Here is a 23,239-nt window from a genome sequence, read left to right on the forward strand (position 1 = left end):
GGCGATGATCTTGGCCGGGCCGTGCTCGTTCACCGGGCCGGGGATCGGGAAGTAGGGCAGCGGGCGTCCGGTCGGGCCGATGCGCTCCCGGCGCTGGCGCGCGGCATCGGGCGCGAGGGTGGCCGCGTACTCCGGATCGGGTTCGTACTCCGCGTCCGGATCGTAGAAGTGACCCTCGGGCAGCTCGCCCTGGTTGGGGTCGTAGTGCGGGTCACTGTAGTCGGCGAGACGCTCGGCGGACGGACCGTTCGCAGCGTCGCCGGCCGTGGCGTTCACGTGGTGGCCGTCCGTGCTCTGGTTGGCTGTCATGGTGGGCGTCGGGTTCTGGTGGGCTGCGAAGGTGCGGACAGCGACGGAGCCGACACCCTCGGGTCCTGTGGGACCTGAGGACCCCTGGCCTCGTACAGGCGCTCCTGGTTGACCACCCCCGGGAGAAAATGTCGACTCGTTCACAAGTCGTCGTACCTCCTTGGTGACCAGGAAATTTCTCAACAGGTCAGCGTGACACCATGCCGACGGTTGGCGACTCTATGGCGTGTCGGCGGTCCGCAGCAACACAATCCGCCTCAGACGGCCCGATGTGTCGGTATGCGGACTCCCTGCTGTCAAGAGGCTCCCGGGTGACGTCGGGGTGGTTTCCCCGGTGGGCAAAAAGGTTGGACAGTTACGTTAAGGGCAAGTCGGGTCGGCGTCCCGCGGACACGACGACGTCACCGTCCGGACCTTCCCTCCAAGGCCCGGACGGTGACGTGAGGTTCCCGACGTTGACGCCGGGGGTTGACCCGGCCGCGGGTTCGCCCCGGCCCGCCGACGGCGAGCCGGCCCGCGCGGCGGCTCAGCCCAGCAGCGTCGCGATGTCCCGCACCGGCAGGTCGTGCGCCTCGCCCACGGGGCCGTAAGTGACCTCGCCGTCGTGCGCGTTGAGGCCCTTGGCCAGCGCCGGGTCACGGCGCAGCGCCTCCCGCCAGCCGCGGTTGGCCAGCTCGACGATGTACGGAAGCGTCGCATTGGTCAGCGCGTGCGTGGAGGTGTTCGGCACGGCGCCGGGCATGTTGGCGACGCAGTAGAAGACCGAGTCGTGGACCCGGAAGGTCGGCTCGGCGTGCGTGGTCGGCCGCGAGTCCGCGAAGCAGCCGCCCTGGTCGATCGCGATGTCGACAAGGACACTTCCCGGCTTCATCCGGGAGACCAGCTCGTTGCTGATCAGCTTCGGAGCCTTGGCGCCCGGGATCAGCACGGCCCCGACCACCAGGTCCGCCTCGAGCACCGCACGCTCCAGCTCGAAGGCGTTGGAGGTGATGGTGCGCACCCGGTTGCCGAAGATCCTGTCGGCCTCACGGAGCTTGTTGACGTCCTTGTCGAGCAGGGTGACGTGGAAGCCGAGGCCGACCGCGATCTGGGTGGCGTTCCAGCCGGAGACCCCGCCGCCGATCACGACGGCGCGGCCGGGGTTCACGCCGGGCACCCCGCCGGGCAGCACGCCGCGGCCGCCCGCGGAGGCCATCAGGTGGTAGGCGCCGACCTGCGGGGCGATCCGGCCCGCGACCTCGGACATCGGGGCGAGCAGCGGAAGGGTGCGGTTGGCGGGCTCGACGGTCTCGTAGGCGATGGCCGTGGTGCCCGACTCCAGCAGCGCGTCGGTGCACTCGCGCGAGGCGGCCAGGTGGAGGTAGGTGAAGAGGGTCTGGTCCTTGCGGAGCCGGTGGTACTCCTCGGCGACCGGCTCCTTGACCTTCAGCAGCAGGTCGGCGGTGGCCCACACCTCGTCCGCCGTGCCCAGGATGGTGGCGCCGGCACCGGTGTACTCGGTGTCCGGGATGGAGGAGCCGACGCCGGCGTCCTTCTCCACGTACACGTCGTGGCCGTTCCGCACCAGTTCGTTCACCCCGGCCGGGGTGATGGCGACACGGAACTCGTTGTTCTTGACCTCGCGGGGGATACCGACCTTCACGTCGATCACGGTCCTTCACTCAGGGGTGCAGAAGGCAGAGAAAGCCGGGTCGCGCATGCTCGAAAACACCGGGGGGACCGCGGCTCGACCAGTCTAATGAAGGAGGCTGAGCTGTCCAGCCTTACAAACAGTCGATCTTTTTCGAGATTGCTATGTGATTCGCAGGTTCTCGACGGAGGGCCGCGACAGCGCCCCCGCGGGCACCCCGAACGGCCGCCGAGTGGCACATGTCACACCCCGCGAGGGCTCGGGGATTCGTTCCGTTTCCACCCCTCGGCCCGGTCCGTCCCCGGCCTGGCACCGTTCCGCGCTCCCCGCTCCGGGTTCCGGTTCCGGTTCCCGAGCGGGGCGGGCCGGTCCTCAGCCCCCTGCGGCCCCGGCGGAGCCCGCCCCGGGGCGCCGCAGCCGCGCGGCCGCCGTCCGGTACCGCCGGGCGTCCCGCGGGCTCCCGGCCCGCTCGCACGCCTCCGCGGCCCGCAGCGCCAGCTCCGCCGCCAGCCGGGCCTCCCCCGCGCCCCGGGAGATCCCGTACGCCTGGCCCCAGGTGCGCAGCGCGTCCGCCCGGCGTCCCGACAGCTCCTGCACCGCCGCCACCTCGGCCAGCGCCCGCGCCCGCGCGGCCGACTCCCGGAGCCTGCGGAAGGCGGCCGCCGCGGCCCGCCACGCCCGCAACGCCTCCTGCGGGCGTGCCGCCCGGGTGTGCACCGCGCCGATCCGGCCGTGCAGCCGCGCCACCGCCGCCCGGTCCGCGTGCTCGTCCCGCGCCAGCCGCAGCGCCAGCGCACGTCCGTACCAGTCGGCGGCCCGGTCCCAGTCGGCCAGCTCCGCGTAGCCGTCGCCCAGCGACTCCAGGGCCCGGCCCGCCGCCCACTCGTCCTCGCCCTCCCGCGCCGCGTCCAGCGCGGCGCGGTAGCGGACGAGGGCCTCCGCCCAGCGGTCCGTGCGCGCGTCCAGATCCCCGAGGTTGAGCAGCGCGGCGGCACGCTCCCGGTGCCTGCCGTTGCGCTCGGCCACCAGCAGCACCAGCTCGTGCAGTTCGTAGCGGTCGGACGCCGCCTGCTCGGGCGCCTCGTGCGCGTCGAAGGCCCGGGCCAGTGCCGACACCAGGCGGCGGGCCAGCGTGTCGAGCTCGCCCCCGCCCTCCGCGACGGCCGCCCGGACGGCCGACAGCAGCGCCGGGCGCCGGGTACGCAGCCAGTTCCGCGCCTCCAGCGGGTGCAGGAAGCGGAGCCCGCGCGGCATTCCCGCCAGTTGCCGGCGTGCCTCGGACCCCGCCGGTTCGCACACCGCGCGGCATGCCTGGAGCCGGCTGATCAGCCGCTCCAGCATCCGCGCCCGGGCCAGCAGCACCTCGTCCGGCTGCTCGTGCGCGGCCGACGCGGCGCGCAGCAGTGGATCCAGACACCCCGGAACCTGGTAGTGGACGGAGTCGAGCGGACGCAGCAGACCGAGCCGCACACAGTCGTCCAGCGCCGCGTGCGCGCTGCTCAGCGAGCAGCCGCCGAGCGCGGAGGCGAGCTGCGGATCGACGAACCCCGCCGGTGCGAGGGCGAGCAGCCGCAGCAGGCGCCCCTGCGGACGCGGGAGGGAGTCGTGGACGAGCCAGAAGGCCCGTTCCAGCGGGTCCGGGGCCGCCGAGACCCGCGCGGGCTCGGCGGAGTGCGCCTCCACCGGCGCCGGCGGACCGCTTTCGGCCAGCGCCCGGGAGGCGTCGAGCAGCGACAGCTTGGGATGGGCACCGAGCCACCCGCTCAGCAGCGTGAGCGCCGCCGGGAGGGCACCGCACTGCTCGACCAGCGTCTCGGCGCTCCGCGGATCCACGGTGACCCGGGGCGAGGAGCCGGCGTGCCGGGACAGCAGCGCCACGGCACTCGCGCGGTCGAGGCCGCCCAGGGCGCACGGGCGGACGTCGGGCACCCCGGTCAGCGGCCCCGAGGAGACGGCCACCACCAGGCAGTCGCGGCTCTCCGGCGCCAGGTCGAGGAGCTGCTCGGAGTCGGCCACGTCGTCGAGGAACAGCAGGACCCGGCCGCGGCGCTCGAGGGCGGAGCGCAGCGCCTCGGCGACGTCGGCCGGGTCGGCACCGGGCGGCGGTTCCTGGGCCCCCGCGTCCTCCTCGGGGCGGAGCGCCGAGCCGGGCCCGGCGCTCCGCCGGAGGGAGGCCAGCAGGTCGCGGGCGGTGCGTTCGGTGGGAACCGGGGTCCCGCCGGGCTCGGTGAGCCGGGCCCGCAGCACCCCGCCGGGATAGCGGTCGGCCACCTGCCGGACGAACTCCTCGGCCAGTGTGGTGCGGCCCGACCCGGCCGCCCCCGCGATCAGCAGCACCCGGCTCTGCGGGAGCGGGCGCCCGGACATGGTGTGCAGCCCGGCGCTGTCCAGGTCGGCGCGCAGCGCGCGCAGTTCGCGGTCGCGGCCCGTGCAGGAGTGGGGGCCCGGCCCCGCGGTCGCGGGCTGCACCGCCTGATCTGTCACGGGCTACGCTCCCGTTCGCTGTTCACCTGGTGTGTGCGCGGACGAATACGGCGAGCGTAGTTCACCGCGGGCCGCCGACCGGTGCGAACGGGCGCCGCGCCCGCCCCGGGAATCACCACATCGGCTCAGGTCGGCCGGGCGGACGCCCCCGGGACCGGGAGTCCCCGCCGCCCGGCGCGGCGGACCGCCGGGCGGCGTCCCCGCCGCGGGCCGGACGGCCCGCGCCCGGCGGGGCGCGGGCGCGGAGCGCGGGGCGGCTACATCGGGTCGAAGGGCCGGGCGGGCCAGGGGGCTTGGGCGGGACGCAGCGCACCGAGACCGCCGCCGCTGGAGAGCGCGGCACTCAGCGCCAGGCACCCGACCACGAGGCAGTTGTTGTGCAGCTGCCCGGCGAGCGCCCCCCGCACCAGTTCCTCCATCGGCACCCTGGCCAGCTCCATGTCGGCCTCTTCCCCGGAGACCTCGAAGCGCGCGCCCTCGGCCTCGGACAGCCGCCGGGCCAGGAAGATCCGCACGGCTTCGTCGCTGCCGCCGGGGGTGGTGTAGACGTCGACCAGGACCCGCCAGTCCTCGGCCTGGACGTGGGCCTCCTCGTACAGCTCCCGCTGCGCGGCGGCCAGCGGGTTCTCGCCGGGGACGTCCAGCAGTCCGGCCGGGATCTCCCACAGCTTCTCGCGGACGGGGTGCCGGTACTGGCTAAGGACCAGCACGTGGTCCTGGTCGTCCAGGGCCAGCACGGCGACCGAACCGGGGTGGGTCTGGTAGTCGCGGCTGACGGCGACCCCGTCGGGCATGACGACGTGGTCGGTGCGGACCCCGGTCTTGGCGCCCTGGAACGGTGTGGAGGTCGCGGTGACCTCCCACTCCTCGGGGGTGTCGGCGATACGGGACGCGGACACGGCGCTCACTCCCCCTGCTGGCGCGCCACGGCGGCCTTGACCAGGCCGGCGAAGAGCGGGTGCGGGCGGGTCGGCCGGGAGCGCAGCTCGGGGTGCGCCTGGGTGCCGACCAGGTAGGGGTGCACCTCACGCGGGTACTCTACGTATTCGACGAGCTTGTTGTCGGGCGAGGTGCCGGAGAAGACCAGTCCGGCCTTCTTCTCCAGCTCGGTGCGGTAGTGGTTGTTGACCTCGTAGCGGTGGCGGTGGCGCTCCTCGACGTAGGGCTCACCGCCGTGGGTCTCGCGCACGATGGAGCCGTCGGCGAGCTTGGCCGGGTACATGCCCAGCCGCATGGTGCCGCCCATGTCGCCCTCGCCTGCCACGATGTCGAGCTGCTCCTCCATGGTGGAGATGACCGGGTGCGCGGTGCCCTGGTCGAACTCGGTGGAGTTGGCGTCCTCGATGCCCGCCAGGTTGCGGGCGCCCTCGACGACGATGCACTGCAGCCCCAGGCAGAGGCCGAGCAGCGGCACGCGGTGCTCGCGGGCGTAGGTGATGGCGCCGACCTTGCCGTCCACGCCGCGCTCGCCGAACCCGCCGGGGATGCAGACGGCGTCGCAGTCGCCGAGCTCGCGCTCGGCGCCTTCCGGGGTGCGGCAGTCGTCGGAGGTGACCCACTTGATCTTGACGCGGGCCCGGTTGGCGAAGCCGCCCGCCCGCAGCGCCTCGGTGACCGACAGATAGGCGTCGGGCAGGTCGACGTACTTGCCGACCAGGGCGACCTGCACCTCGTGGTCCGGCTGGTGGACCCGGCGCAGCAGGTCGTCCCACTGGGTCCAGTCCACGTCGCGGAAGGGCAGGTCCAGCTTGCGGACGACGTAGGCGTCCAGGCCCTCGGAGTGCACGACCTTGGGGATGTCGTAGATGGAGCGCGCGTCCTTGCAGGCGACCACGGCGGCGTCGTCCACGTCGCACATCAGCCCGATCTTCCGCTTGATGGAGACGGGCACGTCGCGGTCGGCGCGCAGCACGATGGCGTCGGGCTGGATGCCGATGTTGCGCAGCGCGGCGACCGAGTGCTGGGTGGGCTTGGTCTTCAGCTCCCCGGAGGGGCCGATGTAGGGCAGCAGGGAGATGTGGACGACGAAGACGTTGTCGCGGCCGACCTCGTGCCGTACCTGACGGACGGCCTCCAGGAAGGGGAGGGACTCGATGTCGCCGACGGTGCCGCCGACCTCGGTGATGACGACGTCGACGTCGTCGGTCGCCATCCGGCGGATGCGGTGCTTGATCTCGTTGGTGATGTGCGGGATGACCTGCACGGTGTCGCCCAGGTACTCGCCGCGCCGCTCCTTGGCGATGACCGTGGAGTAGACCTGGCCGGTGGTGACGTTGGCGCTGCCGTCGAGGTCGACGTCGAGGAAGCGTTCGTAGTGGCCGATGTCCAGGTCGGTCTCGGCGCCGTCGTTGGTGACGAACACCTCACCGTGCTGGAAGGGGTTCATCGTGCCCGGGTCGACGTTCAGGTAGGGGTCGAGCTTCTGCATGGTCACCCGCAGGCCGCGCGCCTTCAGGAGCGCGCCCAGGCTGGAGGCGGTGAGCCCCTTGCCGAGCGAGGAGGCGACACCCCCGGTGACGAAGAGGTGCTTGGTCGTCATGGACGTAGGCGGCATGGCCAAGAGGGGGCTCCCGTGGTCGCTTGGTGGGGTGCGATGGCTGCGTCCCGGATGGGTGGCCCGGGCGGCCTCGCTGCGGTTCGGGGGGCTGCCGTCTCGAACACTTCGCGTTCGCGCGCCCACCGCTCCACGGGCTACCAGCGTAACAGTGCCCAGGGTGCGGTGCCGCTGCCGAGGGCCGTCGGCGGGTGGGGGTGGCGGCCGGGTGCGCCCCAGGGTGACGGGAGAGTCGCAGCAGGTGAAGCCCTCGGTCAAGCTCACCCCATCGGCGCAGCCGGACTCAGCCGACCGTCGGGCGGAAGGGATCGCTGCGTCGTATCCTGCACGGACACTTGCCTGGGGACAGGCAGAAACTCACAGGTCATCCAGCACGTCCCGCGGGGGCGTCGCAGTTCGTTCGACTGGAGATGCACGTGGCTGGGCGCATCGAAGATTACGCACTCATCGGGGATATGCAGACTGCGGCCCTGATCGGCAGGGACGGCTCGGCCGACTGGCTCTGCCTACCCCGCTTCGACTCCCATGCGGTGTTCGCCGGGCTGCTCGGCACCGAGGAGCACGGGTTCTGGCGGGTGGGTCCGGCACACCCGGCCGGCGGCGACCCGCCACCGGCCGACCGCCGCCGCTACCGGGGGGACTCCCTCGTACTGGAATCGGAGTGGGACACCCCTCGGGGTACCGTCCGGATCATCGACTTCATGCCTCCGCGCGAGAACCACGCACCGCAGTTGGTGCGCATCGTGGAGGGCGTCAGCGGGCGGGTGCGGATGCGCTCGGCGCTGCGGATGCGGTTCTCCTACGGCTGGGTGGTGCCGTGGGTGCACAAGGAGGGCCGGCGCACGGTCGCCGTCGCCGGGCCGGACTCGGTCTGGCTGGACACCGAGGCCGACACCTACGGCAAGGACCTGACGACCTACTCCGACTTCACCGTCGGCCCCGGCGACCGGGTGGCGTTCACCATCAGCTGGGAGGCGTCGCACCGGCCCGCGCCGGAGCTTCCCGAGCCGGAGGAGGCGCTGCGCACCACCGAGGACTTCTGGCGCGAGTGGGTCGAGACCTGCACGTACCACGGGCCTTACCGGGAGGCCGTGGTGCGCTCGCTGATCACGCTCAAGGCGCTGACCTACGCGCCCACCGGCGGGATCGTCGCCGCGCCGACCACCTCGCTGCCGGAGGAGATCGGCGGGGTACGGAACTGGGACTACCGCTTCACCTGGCTGAGGGACGCGGCCATCACCCTCTCCTCCCTCCTGCGCACCGGGTACCGCGAGGAGGCCCGCGCGTGGCGCGAGTGGCTGCTGCGGGCGGTCGCCGGCGACCCGGAGAACCTCCAGATCATGTACGGCATCGCGGGCGAACGCGAGTTGTCCGAGGCCGAGTTGAGCTGGCTGCCGGGGTACGAGGGCTCCAAGCCGGTGCGGGTGGGCAACGGCGCGGCGGGCCAGCTCCAGCTCGATGTGTACGGCGAGATGGTCGAGGCGCTGCACCTGGGCCATATGACGGGCCTGGCCCGCAACGACTACGCCCAGCTCCTCCAGCTCAAGCTGATCGGCTATCTGGAGGACCACTGGGAGGAGAAGGACGAGGGCATCTGGGAGGTGCGCGGCCCGCGCCGGCACTTCGTGCACTCCAAGGTGATGGCCTGGGTGGCCGTCGACCGCACGGTCAAGCTCATCGAGTCGGGCGACGTGGACGGGCCGCTGGAGCGGTGGCGCAACCTGCGGGACGAGATCCACCGCCAGGTCTGCGAGAAGGGCTACGACAAGGAGCGCAACACCTTCACCCAGTCCTACGGCTCCAAGGAGCTGGACGCCTCGCTGCTGCTGATCCCGCAGATGGGCTTCCTGCCGCCGGACGACAAGCGGGTGATCGGCACCATCGAGGCCATCCAGCGGGAGTTGACCACCGAGGACGGCTTCGTGCTGCGCTACCCGACCAGCAGCGAGGCGGGCGCCGACGGCACGGCCGAGAACGTGGACGGCCTGGCAGGCGAGGAGGGGGCCTTCCTGGCCTGCTCGTTCTGGCTCGCCGACGACCTGGCGATGATCGGCCGGGTGGACGAGGCCCGAAAGCTGTTCGAGAAGCTGCTGGCACTGCGCAACGACGTGGGTCTGCTGGCCGAGGAGTGGGACTCCGCGCGCCAGCGGCAGGTCGGCAACTTCCCGCAGGCGTTCAGCCACGTTCCCCTGATCGACACCGCGCTGCGGCTGACCGCATCAGGGGCGTACGGGGTCTGACCGTACGCCCCGTTTCGAGTGCCCGGTGCGCGGATGCGCGCCGGGCAGCTCACGGCAGGCTCCGCCGGTCGCCGGATGCCGCGATAGCTGCCGGCGGTCGGCGCCGGGCTCAGCGCTCCGCGGCGGCGCGGGTCACCTCGTCGTACACGCCGAGGACCAGCGCGGCCGTGTCGTCCTCACCGGGCCAGGTGCGCGCCCGGGCACGTCCCGCCGCGCCGAGCGCGGCACGGCGGGCCGGATCGGCCAGCAGGCCCAGTACGGCGGAGGCGAGCGAGTCGGCGTCACCGCAGGGGACCAGTACGGCGGCGCTGCCGACCAGTTCGGGGACGCCGCCGCTCGCCGCCGCGACCAGCGGCACGCCCGCGCGCAGGGCTTCCTGGGCGACCAGCGACGGCCCCCGGCAACGGGTGGGCTGCAGCGCGATGTCGGCCTCCGCCAGCAGCCGCAGCGCGTCGTCCCGCCGCCCCAGCAGCCGTACCGGCAACTTCTCCTCGTCGATACGGCGCTGCAGCGCCTCGCGCCCGGGGCCCTCCCCCGCGACGGCGAGCAGCGGTGCCGGAGTGAGGTTCCGCCAGGCGCGGGCAGCGGTCAGCGCGGTGTCGTGCCCGCGCCGGCCGTCCAGCCGGCCGACAGCCATCAGCAGGGGCCGGTCCACCGCCCCGATCCCCGCACGCGCCGCGCTCCCGGGCGCGTCCCGGGCTGCCGCGTCCTCCCGGCCCGGCGGCGGCACGGCCCCGGTCAGCGGGACGGGCGCCGGTGCGAGGCGTGCGTCCCGGGCGCCGCTGCGGCGCGCGGCATCCACGAGTTCGGTGGTGGTCCCCAGGACGACGGTCGCGGCACGGGCCACCCGCCGGAGCAGGAGCCGGGTCACCAGGTCGTGGGCGGCGTCCGCCCGCGAGGCGTGTCCGGGTCCGGCGCGCGGCAGTGCGTGCCAGGTGACGACGAGCGGCACCGGGCCCCGCCGTCTGCCGAGCGCGAGGGCGGCCAGCAGTCCGGCGCGCAGGCCGTGCGCGTGGACGAGGTCGGCTTCCGCGCAGACCGCGCGCAGCCGGGCCACCGCCTCGGCCTCCGAACGGCCGGGGAGGGCGGTGAACTCCGCGCCGGTTCCGGTGAACGAGTGCCGCAGTGCTTCGTCGTGCCGGGTGCACACCGTCACCCGCACCCCGCGCGCGGTCAGCCCCCGGGCGAGCGAGCGCACGTGGGCCGCCGTACGGGCCGAGGGTGCGTACGTCCCGTCGGCCGCCGGGCCGCCCCCGAGCACATGCACGGCGTGCGGCGGCCGCGCACCGACCACGGGCCGGCCTGCGGCGTGGGTACGGCTCGGGCTCGGGCTCACGGCGGTCGGGCTCCCTGGTTCCGGGGTGGGCGCATGCGTGCCCAGGATGCCAGCCGAACCGGGAGCGGCGGGCCGCCGTGCGGACCGCGCCGCCGCCACGCAGGGAGTACACCCCACGCTCTCACCCACACGAGTGAACGCGGGCGAAGCCGAGCCGTGCGCCACCGGGCGCACACCCCTCCTCGCGCCACCGGGCAGCGGGCCGGAGGGAGGCCGGTCCGGGCGGCGGCGCCCGCCGCACCGCCCGGCGGGTCACAGACCGCCGCGGGCCGCCTCCAGGAGTTCCTCGGCGTGTGCCCGGGCGAGTTCGGAGTCCTCCTGACCGGCGAGCATCCGGGACAGCTCGCGCACCCGCTCCTCGCCCTCCATGACCCGGACACCGCTGCGGGTCACCGACCCGTCGTCGGTCTTCTGCACCACCAGGTGCCGGTCCGCGAACGCCGCCACCTGCGGCAGGTGCGTGACCACCACGACCTGCGCCGACCTGGCCAGCCGCGCCAGCCGGCGCCCGACCTCGACCGCCGCCTTGCCTCCGACACCCGCGTCGACCTCGTCGAAGAGATAGGTCGGCACCGGATCGGAGTCGGCGAAGACCACTTCCACGGCGAGCATCACCCGGGACAGCTCACCGCCGGAGGCGCCCTTGGCGATGGGCCGGGGCGGCGCACCCGGGTGCGGGGCGAGCAGCAGTTCGACCTCGTCCGTGCCGTGCGGCCCGAAAGCCACCGCCCGTCCGTCGACCTCGATGCCGTCCGGGTCCTCGGTGTGCTTGAGCGCGAAGCTGACCCGGGCGTGCGGCATGGCCAGCTCCGCCAGCTCCTCGGTCACCGCGTCCGCGAACCGTTTGGCTGCGTCCGCTCGCGCCTCGCCGAGCGTACGGGCGAGGGAGTCGAGCTCGGCACGGAGCGCGTCCCGCTCGGCACCCAGCTCGCCGATCCGGTCGTCGTCGCCCTCCAGCTCGGCCAGCCGTTCGGCACCCTCCCGGGCCCAGCCGAGCACGGCGGCGATGTCCTCGCCGTACTTGCGGGTGAGCTGGCCGAGTGCGGCACGGCGCTCCTCGACCGCGGCCAGCCGGAGCGGGTCGGCGTCCAGGTCGTCGGCGTACCCGGCCAGTTCGCCCGCGATGTCGGAGAGCAGGATGTGCACCTCGCCCAGCCGGTCGGCGAGCGCGGCCAGCGCCGGATCGTGTGCGCGCACCGCCTCCAGGGCGCGGTGCGCCCCGGCGACCAGCGTGCCCGCGTCGACACCTTCCGGGTCGGCGGGGTCTCCGGCCAGCGCACCGTGCGCGGTGGTGGCGGCGGAGGCCAGTGCCTCGGCATGGCCCAGCCGTTCGGCCTCGGCCGCCAGTTCGGTGTCCTCACCGGACCGCGGCTCGGCGGCCTCGACCTCCTGGATCCCGAACCGCAGCAGATCCGCCTCCTGGGCGCGGTCCCGGGCCCGGGTGGTCAGCTCCTCCCACTCCGCGGCGACCGCCCGCAGCCTGCGGTACGCCTCCCGGTAGGCGGCCAGCGGCCGGGCCACGGCCTCGCCCGCGTAGCGGTCCAGCGCCTCGCGCTGCCGCGCGGCCCGCAGCAGGCCCTGCTGATCCGTCTGGCCGTGCACGGCCACCAGGTCGGCGCCCAGCTCCGCGAGCAGCCCGGCCGGCACCGCACGCCCGCCCACGTGGGCCCGCGACCTCCCTTCGGCCGAGACGGTACGACTGACCAGCAACGCTCCCTCGTCCAGTTCGGCGCCCGCCTCCTCGGCCCGGCGGGCCGCCGGCGCGTCCGGCGCCAGCGCGATCCGGCCCTCGACGAGGGCGGACCTGGCGCCGACCCGGACCAGTCCGGCGTCGGCACGCCCCCCGAGCAGCAGCCCGAGGCTCGTGACGACCATGGTCTTCCCGGCGCCGGTCTCGCCGGTCACCGCGGTGAAGCCTGGGGACAGCTCGACAACGGCGTCGTCGATCACGCCCAGGGCTTTGATCCGCATCTCCTCCAACACGGATACGACCATACGAGGTCCCCGCGCACCGGCCACACCAGTGGTCCGGCTGGTAGCCGGATCGTGGGGCGGCACCCCGGGGGAACTCGACCCGGGTTGCACCGGCATATCCGTTTCCTCCCTCCCGCCGTCGCGGTCCGCGCCCCCCGTCGCCCCGCGCGCGGTTCCCCGTCGCTCCGGGAGCAGCACCGGCCGCCGCCCGGGCCGCGCCGCCGCCCCGCGGCGGACCGCTCCCCTGCGGCAGGCCCCACGTCGGGTCGTCGAAGCCCCCGTCCACCCGGGCAGGGGCGGACGGGCCCGTCGAGAACCCGGGTCGTGTCGTCGGAGCCCCGCCGCCCGGCAGGCCGACGGGGCTCCTTCGAAGACACTCCCTAGCGCGGCGCCCCGCGCCAGCCCGTGACGGGCAGCGCGAACTTGGCGACCAGACGGTCGGTGAACGAGGCATGGTGCAACCGCGCCAGCCGTACCGGCACCGCGCCGCGCCGCACCTCCACCCGGGCACCGGCGGGGAGTTCGACGCTGCGCCGCCCGTCGGCCCACAGCACCCCGTGCGGCGTCTGGGGCCGGACCTCGACGGCCAGCACCGAATCGGGCGCGGTCACCAGGGGCTTGGCGAACAGCGCGTGCGCGCTGATCGGCACCATCAGCAGCGCCTCGACCTCCGGCCACACCACCGGTCCCCCCGCGGAGAAGGCGTAGGCCGTGGAGCCGGTGGGGCTGGCGCACACCACGCCGTCCCCGCCGAAGCTGGAGACGGGCCGCCCGTCGACCTCGATGACGACCTCCAGCATCCGCTCGCGCGCCGCCTTCTCCACCGAGACCTCGTTGAGCGCCCAGTCGGCGTGCACCACCTGGCCGCTGCCGGGGCTGTGCGCACCGTGGCCGCCGTTGCGCACCAGCACGTCGAGGGTCATCCGCTCCTCGACCTCGTAGGCGCGGGAGACCACGCGGTCCACGACCTGGTCCAGATCGTCGCGCTCGGCCTCGGCGAGGAAGCCGACCCGGCCGAGGTTGACGCCGAGCATCGGCACGCCCGAGGCGCGGGCGAACTCGGCGCCGCGCAGCAGGGTGCCGTCCCCGCCGAGCACGACCAGCAGTTCGCAGCCCTCGGCCGCGTCCTGTCTGGCCGACACGGTCTGCACCCGCTCGGGCAGCGGCAGGTCCGCCGCCTCCTCCGCGAGCACCCGCACCCCGATCCCGCAGCGCAGCAGCCCCTGGACCACCAGTTCGGCGCTGCGCACGGCGGCCGGTCTGCCGGTGTGCGCGAGCAGGAAGACCGTACGGTCCCCGCCCGCCGCGCCGGGGTCCGGCGCACCGCCCCGGCGGTCGCCGGGAGGGTGTGCTGGCTGCGTAGCTCCGCTGTCCTCGGTCACTTGGGCCCCTCCGCCACCGCTCGCTCGACTTCGGCCGGGTCGAGGGTGTCGGCCCCGGCACGCAGCCACAGAAAGTATTCGACGTTTCCCGAGGGCCCGGGCAGCGGACTCGAGGTGACGCCCAGCGCGCCCAGACCCAGGGCCGCCGCGTGTCCGGCGACCGTTCGCACGGCCCCGGCGCGCAGCTCCGGGCTGCGGACGACACCTCCGCTGCCCAGCCGTTCCCTGCCCACTTCGAACTGCGGTTTCACCATCAGCACCAGATCCGCCTCGGGTACGGCACAGCGGACCAGCGCGGGCAGGACGAGCCCCAGGGGGATGAACGACAGGTCACCGACGACGAGTTCCACCGGCTCGCCGTCGATGTCCTCCAACGTCAGTTCCCGGACATTCGTGCGGTCCTTGACGATGACCCGCGGGTCGCTCCGCAGCGACCAGGCGAGCTGCCCGTAGCCCACGTCCACCGCGACCACCCGGGCCGCGCCGGCGCGCAGCAGCACGTCCGTGAAGCCGCCGGTGGACGCGCCGGCGTCCAGCGCACGCCGGCCGGTCACCCGCAGTCCGCGCGGGCCGAACGCCTCCAGCGCTCCGGCGAGCTTGTGGCCGCCGCGCGAGACATAGCCCGGATCGCTCTCGTCCGCCTTGACGACCAGCGCGGCACTGGTCTCGACCTGGGTGGCCGACTTGGCCGCGACGTTGCCGCCGACCGTGACCCGGCCCGCGGCGATCAACTGGCCCGCGTGCTCCCGGGAGCGGGCGAGGTTGCGGCGTACCAGCTCCGCGTCGAGTCGGCGTCGTGCCACGGTTCAGCTCCGGGGTGTGTGGGGGCGGTCCAGCGCGGCCAGGCTCTCGCGCAGGCCGTCGTGGACATCTTCGTACACCTCCAGATGGCCGGAGACAGCGAGGTGGTCGGCGTCCTCCAGCCGCTTGAGCCGGGCGTCGACCGGGCCGTTTCCGGTGGGGCGCACACCCACGCCGAGGGGGCGCGGACCGTCTTCGGGCTCCTCCTCCGGCTCCGGCCCGGGGACGCCGGGCCCGCCGTCCGGCTCGGGGACGCGGCCGACCGCCTCCTCCCGCTCGGCACCCGGCTGCTCGTCTCCGCCGGGTACGGCCTCCGGCCCGGGTGTGCCCGCCGGCCCGGGGAGGTCCGGGCCGCGGCGGACCCCGGGGTCCTCGGGACCCGCCGGGGCCTGCCCGGGGTCCCCGTGCGGCAGACCGGGCCGCACCGTCTCGTCGTACCGCTCGGTGGCGCTCCCCGGGGGCTGCTGCCCCGGGACGCGGCCGGGCCCGGGGCCCTGCGCGAACTCGCTCATGCCCCGACGCTACCCTCCGGGTCCGACAGAGCCGCCCGTGTCAGCGCCGTGCCGCGGGCACCACCAGCGGGGTGCCGGTCTCGGGATCGTCGATGACCCTGCAGGGCATGCCGAAGACCTCCGCCACCAGTTCCGCCGTCACGATCTCGCCGGGTTCGCCCTGTGCGACGATCCGGCCGTCCCGCATGGCGATCAGGTGGGTGGCGTAGCGGGCCGCGTGGTTGAGGTCGTGCAGGACGGCGACCAGGGTGCGCCCCTCCTCCTCGTGCAGCCGGGCGCACAGGTCGAGGATCTCGATCTGGTGGGCGATGTCCAGGTAGGTGGTGGGCTCGTCCAGCAGCAGCAGCGGCGTCTGCTGCGCCAGCGCCATGGCGATCCACACCCGCTGCCGCTGGCCTCCGGACAGCTCGTCCACGAAGCGGTCCCCCAGGCCCTCGACGCCGGTGGCCGCCATCGACTCGGCCACCACCCGCTCGTCGTCGCGCGACCACTGCCGCAGCAGTCCCTGGTGCGGATAGCGGCCGCGGGCCACCAGGTCGGCGACGGTGATGCCGTCGGGCGCGGTGGACGACTGGGGCAGCAGGCCCAGAGTGCGGGCGAGCGACTTGGCCGGCAGGCCCGCGACGTCGGCGCCGTCCAGCAGCACCTGCCCGCGGGTGGGTCTGAGCATCCGCGAGAGCGCGCGCAGCAGCGTCGACTTGCCGCACGCGTTGGGGCCGACGACGACCGTGAAGGACCGGTCGGGCACGGCCACGTCCAGCTCGCGGGCGATGGTGCGCTGGTCGTAGCCGAGGGTGAGGTCGTGCCCGGTCAGCCGGGGCTCGCCGGCCGCCGGTCCGGCGGCGGCCGCGGTCTGCGCCGGGTCGGCCTGTGTCGCGGTCTTCATCGTGTCCCCGCCTCCGTGGTGCGTACGTACGTCGGTGCCGGTCGGGCCGTGTGTGCCGGTCATATCCGCCCCGCTCTGCGCTCGGTGGCCAGCAGCCACACCAGGTATCCGCCGCCCACCACCCCGGTGATCACGCCCACCGGCAGCTGGTGCTCCTCGAAGGCCCGCTGGGCGAGCAGATCGGCGCAGATCAGCAGCAGGGTGCCCATGCACAGGGAAGGCAGCAGATTGGGGCCCGGCGCCTTCGTCAGCCGCCGGGCGAGCTGCGGGGCGCACAGCGCGACGAAGGAGACCGGCCCGGCCGCGGCGGCCGAGAGCGCGACCAGCAGGATCCCGGCGACCAGCAGCGCGAGCCGGGTGTGCTCGACCCGGACACCGAGCGCGTAGGCCGCGTCGTCGCCCATCTCCATCATGCCCAGCGCGCGCCCGCAGCCGAGCAGCACCAGCGGGACGAGCACCACCATGCCCAGGGCCAGCGGCAGTACGTCGTCCCAGCCGCGCCCGTCCAGGCTGCCGGTCATCCACAGCACGGCGCGGGACGCCTCGGTGAGGCCGGCCCGGGTGATGAGGTAGCTGTTGACGCCGGTCAGGATGGCGGTGGTGCCGACTCCGACGAGCACCAGCCGGTAGCCGTGCATGCCGCGCTTCCAGGCGAGGGCGTAGATCAGGGTGCCGGTGACGAGTGCCCCGGCCACGGCGCCGCCCGCCAGCAGGGCGCTGCTGCCGCCCACGGCGAAGATGACCAGCAGTGCCCCGGCCGCCGCTCCGTTGGTGAAGCCGAGGATGTCCGGGCTGCCGAGCGGGTTGCGGACGACGGCCTGGAAGACGGCGCCGCTCAGCCCCAGGCTCGCGCCGACGAGCAGGGCGGTCGCGGTGCGGGGCAGCCGGAGTTCGTTCACGATGAACGCGTCGGCGGGGTCGCCCTGCCCGAGCAGGGTGCGCAGTACGTCGCCCGGCGGCATCGGGTACTCGCCGCTGCCGATCGCGAACACGGCGGCGACCAGCGCGAGCAGCAGACAGCCGGTGCCGACCAGCAGGGCGCGCGGCCGGTAGCCGACCGAGAGGCCGCCCGCGGTGCGGACGACACGGGAACGGGTGCCGGTGAGGCTCATGCGTGTGCCACCCTCCGCCTGCGCACGAAGTAGAGGAAGAGCGGTCCGCCCAGCACCACGGTCACGATGCCGACCTGCAGTTCGCCGGGGCGGCCCAGGATCCGTCCGAGGATGTCGGCGCCGAGCAGCAGCACGGGTGCCAGGACGGCGCAGTACGGCAGCATCCAGCGCTGGTCGGGGCCGGTGAGCGCGCGCACCATGTGCGGCACCATCAGTCCGACGAAGACGATCGGCCCGCAGGCGGCGGTGGCGGCGCCGCACAGCAGGGTGATGGCCACGATGGCGGCGGCGCGGGTCCTGGCGGGCCGGGAGCCGAGGGCGCGGGCCGCGTCGTCGCCGAGCGCGAGCGCGTTCAGCGGCCGGGCCAGCGCCAGCGCGATCAGCGCGCCGACCGCGATGAACGGCAGGGCCGAGAGGACCGTGGTGTCCTGGGCGCGGGCGAGCGAGCCGACCATCCAGAACCGCATCCGGTCCAGCGAGGCGGTGTCCAGGAGCTGCACGGCGCTCACGTAGGAGATCAGCGCGGCGTTCAGCGCCGTCCCCGCCAGGGCGAGCCGGGCGGGGGTGGCGCCGCGGCCGCCGCCCACGGCGTAGACGAGTACGGAGACCGCCGCGGCGCCCAGGAAGGCGAAGCCGATGTATCCGGTGTACCCGGCGACACCGAAGAAGGAGATGGCGGTGACGACGGCCGCCGCGGCACCCGCGTTGATGCCCAGCAGGCCGGGGTCGGCCAGCGGGTTGCGGGTGAGCGCCTGCATGACGCCGCCCGCCAGACCGAGCGCCGTACCGGCGAGCAGGCCGAGGAAGGTGCGCGGCAGCCGCATCTCGTGGACGACGGGGTAGCTCGCCGAGCCGCTGTCCAGCAGTCCCGACCATGCCTCCCCCAGGGAGAGCGGCCGGGCGCCGAAGGCGAGGCTGAGCAGGGCGACGAGCAGCAGGACGAGAGTGGCGGCCAGCAGCCCGGCGGCCCGGGCGAGCGGCGCCCGGGCCCGGGCGGGCTGTTCCGGTCGGGCCGCGGGCGGCTGCTGCTCGACCACCGAACCCCTGTGCAACTGCGGGGACTTGGGGAGAGTCACGTACGCGCTCCGGTAGGGGCCGGGGAACCGTGCCGCCCGGCCACTGGACAACAACAACTTTGGTTAGGTTAGCCTAACTGGGAACTCGGCCCCATGGCCGCCCCGCATGGACGTCCGCGGCCTGCCCGCGGTGCGTTCGCAGCACGTCGAGAGAAGGCCGGAGAGAAAATGCCCAGCTCCTCCCCCATGTCCCCGCTTTCGCGCCGCGGTCTGCTCGCCGCGGGCGGCGCCGTCGGTCTCGGTGCGCTGCTCACCGCCTGCGGAAGTGACGACTCCGGATCCGGTTCGGGCAGTGACCCGAAGGGCAAGGGCTGGTCCTTCACCGACGGCCGCGGCGAGAAGGTCTCCCTGGACGCCGTGCCGGAGCGGATCGTCGCCTACACGGCCACGGCCGCCGCGCTGTGGGACTTCGGCGTCCGGGACCAGGTCGTCGGCGTCTTCGGGCCGACCAAGCAGAAGAACGGTGAACCCGACGTGCTCGCCGGGGACATGGACATATCCAAGGTCGAGATCATCGGCAACGCCTTCGGCGAGTTCGACCTGGAGAAGTACGCAAAGCTCCGGCCGCAGCTGCTGATCAGCAACATGTACCTCGAGGACGCGCTCTTCTACGTCCCGGACGAGAGCAAGGACAAGATCTACAAGCTGGCTCCGCACGTGGCCATGAAGGCCGCCGGGGTGCCGATGCTGGAGGTCGTACAGCAATACGCCAAGCTCGCCGAGTCGCTGGGCGCGGATGTGCAGGCCAAGGCCGTCACCGACGCCAAGGCCCGCTTCGAGAAGGCCGCCGAGCGGCTGCGCAAGGCCGCGAAGAGCGGCATCCGCGTGATGGCCGCCGCCGGGGCGCCCGACCTGTTCTACGTCTCGGACCCGGACGCCAGCACCGACCTGCAGTACTTCAAGCAGCTCGGGGTGGACTTCGTGAAGCCCGAGAAGCTCAGCAAGCAGGGCTTCTTCGAGGAGCTGAGCTGGGAGAACGCGGACAAGTACGAGGCCGATCTGATCATCCTGGACAACCGCACCCAGTCCCTGCAGCCCAAGGCCCTCGCCTCGAAGCCGACCTGGAAGGACCTGCCCGCCGTCAAGGCGGACCAGGTCGCCCCCTGGGCCGCGGAGCCCCGCTTCTCCTACGCGGGCGCCGCACCGCTGCTGGAGAACCTCGCGGAGGCGATCGAGAAGGCCAAGAAGGTCCGCTGACCCGCCTCGGGAACCGGCACCCCCGGCCCACCGGGCCGCCACCGTCCGCACCCACCCCCTGCCCGCACCGCCCGCACCCGTCCCTCCCGGGAGGAGCAGTCACGATGAGCAAGGCCAGCACGGCGCGGTCCGCGCCCTCCACCGTTCCCTTCGAGTTCTTCGCCCTGCACGTCGTCAGGACCCGCCGACTGGGTCCGACCCTGCTGCGGGTCACCTTCGGGGGCGAGGGGCTGGACCTGTTCGCCTCCGGGGGGCGCGACCAGCGCGTCAAGCTCTTCCTGCCGCAGCCGGGGCAGACCGCACCGGTGGTCCCCGTCGAGGCGGGCACGGAGTGGTTCGCCGAGTGGCGGGCGATGGACGAGAACATCCGCGGGATCATGCGCAGTTACACCGTGCGGGCACTGCGCAAGGGCAGCCGGTACGGCGCCGCGGACGAACTGGACATCGACTTCGCGCTGCACGGCGAGATCGGTCCCGCCTCGCGCTGGGCGCTGCGGGCCGCGCCCGGGGACCGGGTGACGCTGCTCGGCCCGGTCGTCGAGGACAACGGCGGTGTCGACTTCCGGCCGCCGGAGGGCACCGACTGGGTGCTGCTGAGCGGTGACGAGACGGCCCTGCCCGCCATCGGGGCCGTGCTGGAGTGGCTGCCCACCGGGATGCCGGTACGGGTGTTCGTGGAGGTCGCGCACCGGGAGGACATCCAGGACCTGCCGACGCTCTCGGACGCACGGATCTCCTGGCTGGTGCGGGACGAGTCCGGGGACCGGGCCGCCGGCTCCCGGACCGAGCACGCGGTCTCGGCGGTGCGCTCGGCCGGGCTGCCCTCGGGCACCCCCTACGCGTGGCTCGCGGGCGAGGCCGGCACGGTCAAGGCCCTGCGGCGCCATCTGGTGAACGAGCGGGGCTTCGACCGCCGGTCGGTCACCTTCACCGGCTACTGGCGGGCCGGCACCTCGGAGGAGCAGTTGGTCGCCGAGGCCCTCGCGGCCGCGGCGAGCTGAGGCCCGCACGGCCGCGGCGGGCCGGGGCCCGCTCCGCGCCCGCCCGCCGCACGGTCCCCGGCCCGCGCCTCAGAACCCCAGCCGGCCCAGGGCCTGCTCCGCGTCCAGTCGGCACTCGGCGGTCCCGGCCGCCGACCAGGCCGCCCCGCACAGGGCCCGCAGCCCGTCGGCCGGATCGCCGTCCCCCGTCACCTCCAGCCGACGGTCGCCGGCCCGGGCGCGCCAGCCGCCGCATCCGGCCGCGCCGTCCGGTTCGGCCGTCACCTCCGGTTGGGGCTCCAGGAGACCCCGCAGGTCGCGGGCCACGAAGGTGGGGCGGTGCACCGGGGAGGCGGCGAGCAGCCGGGCCGCGTCGGTCACCCCGGTCAGGACCAGCAGCGAGTCCACGCCCCCCGCGTGCGCCCCTTCGATGTCGGTGTCCAGCCGGTCGCCGACGACCAGCGGGCGCCGGGCGCCGGTGCGCAGGATGGACTCCCGGTGCATCGGCGGCAGCGGCTTGCCCGCCACCTCGGGCTCGGGCGGTGTGCGCATCCACCGGGTCGCGATGCGCACGACCTCCACGGCCGAGCCGTTGCCCGGTGCGATGCCGCGCCCGCTGGGGATGGTCGGATCGGTGTTGGACGCGAACCACGGCACCCCGCGCTGCACGGCGAGCGCAGCCTCCACCAGCCGCCCCCACTCCATCGACGGCCCGCCGTAGCCCTGCACGACGGCCGCGGGGTCCTCGTCGGCGGTCTGGACGACGGTCAGCTCCCGCTCCGCCAGCGCGGCCCGCAGCCCCTCGGCGCCGACGGCCAGGACCCGCGCACCGCGCGGCATCCGCTCGGCGACGAGCCGGGCGACGGCCTGCGCCGAGGTGACGATCTCGTCGGCCGCCGCCGGCACGCCCAGCTCCGTCAGATGCGCGGCGACCACCTGCGGAGTGCGGGCCGCGTTGTTGGTCACGTACGCCGTCCGCAGCCCGCCGGCCCGGGCGGCGGCGAGGGCGTCGACGGCGTGGGGCACGGCCTCTCCCCCGGCGTAGACGACCCCGTCCAGGTCCAGCAGTGCCGTGTCGTACGCGGTGTGCAGCGCACGCCCGCTGGCCTGCGGGGCACGCCGGGGCGCCGGGGCCGCCGTGTCGGAGGCGGGGCTGTCGTGCATCAGGGGTCGCTCCTCGTGCTCTCTCCCGGGGGACGCGGACGCCGGGGCCGGCCTGCGCGCGGTACCGATCCTCTCGCACCCTCCGCGCCCCTGCGCCCCCTGTGCCCCGCTCCACCGGCCGCGGGGCACCGGCATACCATGCACGGATGACCGTCCGAGGACTGAGACTCACCCCGTTCCGGGGGCTGCGCTATGTGCCGGAGAAGGTCAGCAGCCTCGCTGCCGTGACCTCGCCCCCGTACGACGTGGTGGTCCGGCCGGACGGGCTGCGGCACCTGGAGACCGCGGATCCCTACAACATCGTGCGACTCATCCTGCCCCAGGCCGAGGATCCGGCGACGCGGCACCGCCAGGCCGCCGAAACCCTGCGCCGCTGGCAGGACGAAGGGGTGCTGGCGCGCGATCCGCAGCCCGCGCTGTACGTCTACGAGCAGCGCAAGGGCGAACTGCTGCAACGCGGCCTGATCGGTGCCCTGCGGCTGTCGGACCCCGAGGAGGGGATCGTGCTCCCGCACGAGGCGGTGATGGACGAGGTCGTGGCCGACCGCGCGGAGCTGATGGGCGAGATGGCCGCCAACCCCGAGCCGCTGCTGCTCTCCTACCGCGGCGACGGCACCCGCAGCGGCGCCACCGCCGTCATCGAGCGGACCATACGCGGGGCGCCGCTGGCGGCGACGACCACCGAGGACGGTTTCGCGCACCGGCTGTGGGCGGTCACGGATCCGGCCGAACTCGCCCAGGTGGACGCCGAACTGTCCCGGCACAGCGCGCTGATCGCCGACGGGCACCACCGCTGGGCGACCTATCTGCGGCTCCGCGCCGAACAGGGCGGCGGGGCCGGGGAGTCGCCGTGGAACCACGGCCTGGTCCTGCTGGTGGACACCGCGCGCTATCCGCTGCAGGTACGCGCCATCCACCGGATACTGCCCAGGCTGCCGGTGAAGCGGGCGCTCGACCTCCTCGACCGGGCGGGGGCGCCGTTCCGCGTGCGTACGCTGGCGGCGCCGCTGGACGAGGCGCTGGAGGAGCTGGCGGACACCCCCGGGAACGCGTTCCTGCTGACCGGGGGCGACGGCGTCTTCCAGCTGCTCGACCGGCCCGCTCCGGCGCTGCTGGAGCGCACCGTGCCGGCCGACCGGCCCGAGGCGTGGCGCCGGCTGGACGCCACGGTGCTGCACTCCACGCTGCTGGACGCGGTCTGGCAGGTGCCGGACCGCCCGGCCGACATCGGCTATCTGCACCATGTCGGGGCGGCGTTGGAACAGGCGGCGGCGCACGGCGGCACGGCCGTGCTGCTGCGGCCCGTTCCGGAGTCGACGGTGCGGGCGCTCGCCGAGCGCGGTGTGACGATGCCCCGCAAGTCGACCTCGTTCGGCCCCAAACCGGCCACCGGACTGGTGCTGCGCACCCTGCGCTGACCGGCGGCCCGCGCACCAGGCACCCACCGCCCACCGCCCACCGCGGCCCGCGTACCCGGCGCCGACGGCCCGCCGCCCATTGCCCGCCGCGGCCCGCGCCGTCCGCGGGCCGCTCCCGTGCCCCCTCGCGGGTCGCCGCGAGGCCCCCTTGTGTGCGGACGGACAGGATTGGTTAGGCTAGCCT

General features: G+C 74.3%; 17 protein-coding genes and 1 pseudogene. 4 read left to right on the forward strand and 14 right to left on the reverse strand.

From position 1 onward, the window contains the following. From A949_RS31970 to A949_RS0100625, 5 genes and pseudogenes are all read right to left on the reverse strand, one after another. A pseudogene (locus tag A949_RS31970) lies at window positions 1–309 on the reverse strand (ParA family protein); the annotation flags it as partial. A 526-nt stretch (window positions 310–835) separates the two neighbouring features. Then, window positions 836–1,951 (reverse strand): alanine dehydrogenase, encoded by a 1,116-nt coding sequence (gene ald, locus A949_RS0100610; RefSeq protein WP_037705723.1) that lies wholly within the window; start codon window positions 1,949–1,951, stop codon window positions 836–838. 360 nt (window positions 1,952–2,311) lie between these two features. After that, entirely contained in the window at window positions 2,312–4,423 is a 2,112-nt protein-coding gene (locus tag A949_RS0100615; protein ID WP_019354068.1) for a tetratricopeptide repeat protein, read from the reverse strand. 257 nt (window positions 4,424–4,680) lie between these two features. Further along, window positions 4,681–5,322, reverse strand: a complete 642-nt coding sequence (locus A949_RS0100620) for an NUDIX domain-containing protein (protein ID WP_019354069.1) — start codon at window positions 5,320–5,322, stop codon at window positions 4,681–4,683. A 5-nt stretch (window positions 5,323–5,327) separates the two neighbouring features. After that, window positions 5,328–6,977, reverse strand: coding sequence for a CTP synthase (locus tag A949_RS0100625; RefSeq protein ID WP_026004213.1), 1,650 nt, complete (start codon window positions 6,975–6,977; stop codon window positions 5,328–5,330). Between the two features lie 410 nt (window positions 6,978–7,387). Here A949_RS0100625 and A949_RS0100630 point away from each other — a divergent pair, with 410 nt between their 5' ends. Beyond that, window positions 7,388–9,217 carry a glycoside hydrolase family 15 protein gene (locus A949_RS0100630; RefSeq protein ID WP_075000609.1) on the forward strand — a complete coding sequence of 610 codons (1,830 nt, stop codon included), beginning with the start codon at window positions 7,388–7,390 and terminating at the stop codon, window positions 9,215–9,217. Window positions 9,218–9,326: 109 nt separating this feature from the next. Here the strand turns inward: A949_RS0100630 and A949_RS0100635 are convergent, their stop codons facing one another. The 8 genes from A949_RS0100635 to A949_RS0100670 all read right to left on the reverse strand — a co-directional run bounded on the left by A949_RS0100635 (window position 9,327) and on the right by A949_RS0100670 (window position 18,296). Beyond that, the gene (locus tag A949_RS0100635) at window positions 9,327–10,553 is read right to left on the reverse strand and encodes a glycosyltransferase family 4 protein (protein WP_106428709.1); all 1,227 of its coding nucleotides are present in this window, start codon (window positions 10,551–10,553) and stop codon (window positions 9,327–9,329) included. A gap of 252 nt (window positions 10,554–10,805) precedes the next feature. Further along, the gene (gene recN, locus A949_RS0100640; protein WP_019354073.1) at window positions 10,806–12,548 is read right to left on the reverse strand and encodes a DNA repair protein RecN; all 1,743 of its coding nucleotides are present in this window, start codon (window positions 12,546–12,548) and stop codon (window positions 10,806–10,808) included. A gap of 359 nt (window positions 12,549–12,907) precedes the next feature. After that, on the reverse strand, window positions 12,908–13,909 hold the full coding sequence (locus tag A949_RS0100645) for an NAD kinase (protein WP_019354074.1): 1,002 nt from the start codon (window positions 13,907–13,909) through the stop codon (window positions 12,908–12,910). Beyond that, on the reverse strand, window positions 13,906–14,712 hold the full coding sequence (locus A949_RS0100650) for a TlyA family RNA methyltransferase (protein WP_019354075.1): 807 nt from the start codon (window positions 14,710–14,712) through the stop codon (window positions 13,906–13,908). Before A949_RS0100650 ends, A949_RS0100645 begins: the two co-directional genes overlap by 4 nt. 3 nt (window positions 14,713–14,715) lie before the next feature. Further along, window positions 14,716–15,222, reverse strand: coding sequence for a hypothetical protein (locus tag A949_RS39685; RefSeq protein WP_019354076.1), 507 nt, complete (start codon window positions 15,220–15,222; stop codon window positions 14,716–14,718). A 40-nt stretch (window positions 15,223–15,262) separates the two neighbouring features. Further along, the gene (locus tag A949_RS0100660) at window positions 15,263–16,108 is read right to left on the reverse strand and encodes an ABC transporter ATP-binding protein (RefSeq protein ID WP_237735700.1); all 846 of its coding nucleotides are present in this window, start codon (window positions 16,106–16,108) and stop codon (window positions 15,263–15,265) included. A 59-nt stretch (window positions 16,109–16,167) separates the two neighbouring features. Beyond that, a complete protein-coding gene (locus tag A949_RS0100665; RefSeq protein WP_019354078.1) occupies window positions 16,168–17,220 on the reverse strand; it encodes a FecCD family ABC transporter permease in 1,053 nt (350 codons plus the stop codon). After that, on the reverse strand, window positions 17,217–18,296 hold the full coding sequence (locus tag A949_RS0100670) for a FecCD family ABC transporter permease (protein ID WP_019354079.1): 1,080 nt from the start codon (window positions 18,294–18,296) through the stop codon (window positions 17,217–17,219). The genes A949_RS0100665 and A949_RS0100670 overlap by 4 nt, the downstream gene beginning before the upstream one ends. Window positions 18,297–18,464: 168 nt before the next feature. On the opposite strand from A949_RS0100670, the gene A949_RS0100675 reads away from it, so the two are divergent. Together A949_RS0100675 and A949_RS0100680 are read left to right on the forward strand one after the other, a co-directional pair. After that, window positions 18,465–19,493, forward strand: coding sequence for an ABC transporter substrate-binding protein (locus A949_RS0100675; protein ID WP_026004218.1), 1,029 nt, complete (start codon window positions 18,465–18,467; stop codon window positions 19,491–19,493). A gap of 104 nt (window positions 19,494–19,597) precedes the next feature. Further along, the gene (locus A949_RS0100680; protein ID WP_019354081.1) at window positions 19,598–20,494 is read left to right on the forward strand and encodes a siderophore-interacting protein; all 897 of its coding nucleotides are present in this window, start codon (window positions 19,598–19,600) and stop codon (window positions 20,492–20,494) included. Between the two features lie 69 nt (window positions 20,495–20,563). On the opposite strand, the gene A949_RS0100685 is transcribed toward A949_RS0100680, so the two are convergent. Continuing rightward, window positions 20,564–21,637, reverse strand: a complete 1,074-nt coding sequence (locus A949_RS0100685) for an HAD-IIA family hydrolase (protein WP_019354082.1) — start codon at window positions 21,635–21,637, stop codon at window positions 20,564–20,566. Between the two features lie 146 nt (window positions 21,638–21,783). On the opposite strand from A949_RS0100685, the gene A949_RS0100690 reads away from it, so the two are divergent. Then, a complete protein-coding gene (locus A949_RS0100690; RefSeq protein ID WP_019354083.1) occupies window positions 21,784–23,055 on the forward strand; it encodes a DUF1015 family protein in 1,272 nt (423 codons plus the stop codon). Window positions 23,056–23,239: the final 184 nt, after the last annotated feature.

Source organism: Streptomyces sp. AA1529 (assembly GCF_000280905.1).
Classification (GTDB): Bacteria; Actinomycetota; Actinomycetes; order Streptomycetales; family Streptomycetaceae; genus Streptomyces.

Coding starts and splice junctions, on each gene's coding strand:
- A949_RS0100665 (WP_019354078.1), bottom strand. CDS start 17,220: ATGAGCCTCACCGGCACCCGTTCCCGTGTCGTCCGCACCGCGGGCGGC.
- A949_RS0100625 (WP_026004213.1), bottom strand. CDS start 6,977: ATGCCGCCTACGTCCATGACGACCAAGCACCTCTTCGTCACCGGGGGT.
- recN (WP_019354073.1), bottom strand. CDS start 12,548: ATGGTCGTATCCGTGTTGGAGGAGATGCGGATCAAAGCCCTGGGCGTG.
- A949_RS0100660 (WP_237735700.1), bottom strand. CDS start 16,108: ATGAAGACCGCGACACAGGCCGACCCGGCGCAGACCGCGGCCGCCGCC.
- A949_RS0100685 (WP_019354082.1), bottom strand. CDS start 21,637: ATGCACGACAGCCCCGCCTCCGACACGGCGGCCCCGGCGCCCCGGCGT.
- A949_RS0100675 (WP_026004218.1), top strand. CDS start 18,465: ATGCCCAGCTCCTCCCCCATGTCCCCGCTTTCGCGCCGCGGTCTGCTC.
- A949_RS39685 (WP_019354076.1), bottom strand. CDS start 15,222: ATGAGCGAGTTCGCGCAGGGCCCCGGGCCCGGCCGCGTCCCGGGGCAG.
- A949_RS0100680 (WP_019354081.1), top strand. CDS start 19,598: ATGAGCAAGGCCAGCACGGCGCGGTCCGCGCCCTCCACCGTTCCCTTC.
- A949_RS0100630 (WP_075000609.1), top strand. CDS start 7,388: ATGCACGTGGCTGGGCGCATCGAAGATTACGCACTCATCGGGGATATG.
- A949_RS0100690 (WP_019354083.1), top strand. CDS start 21,784: ATGACCGTCCGAGGACTGAGACTCACCCCGTTCCGGGGGCTGCGCTAT.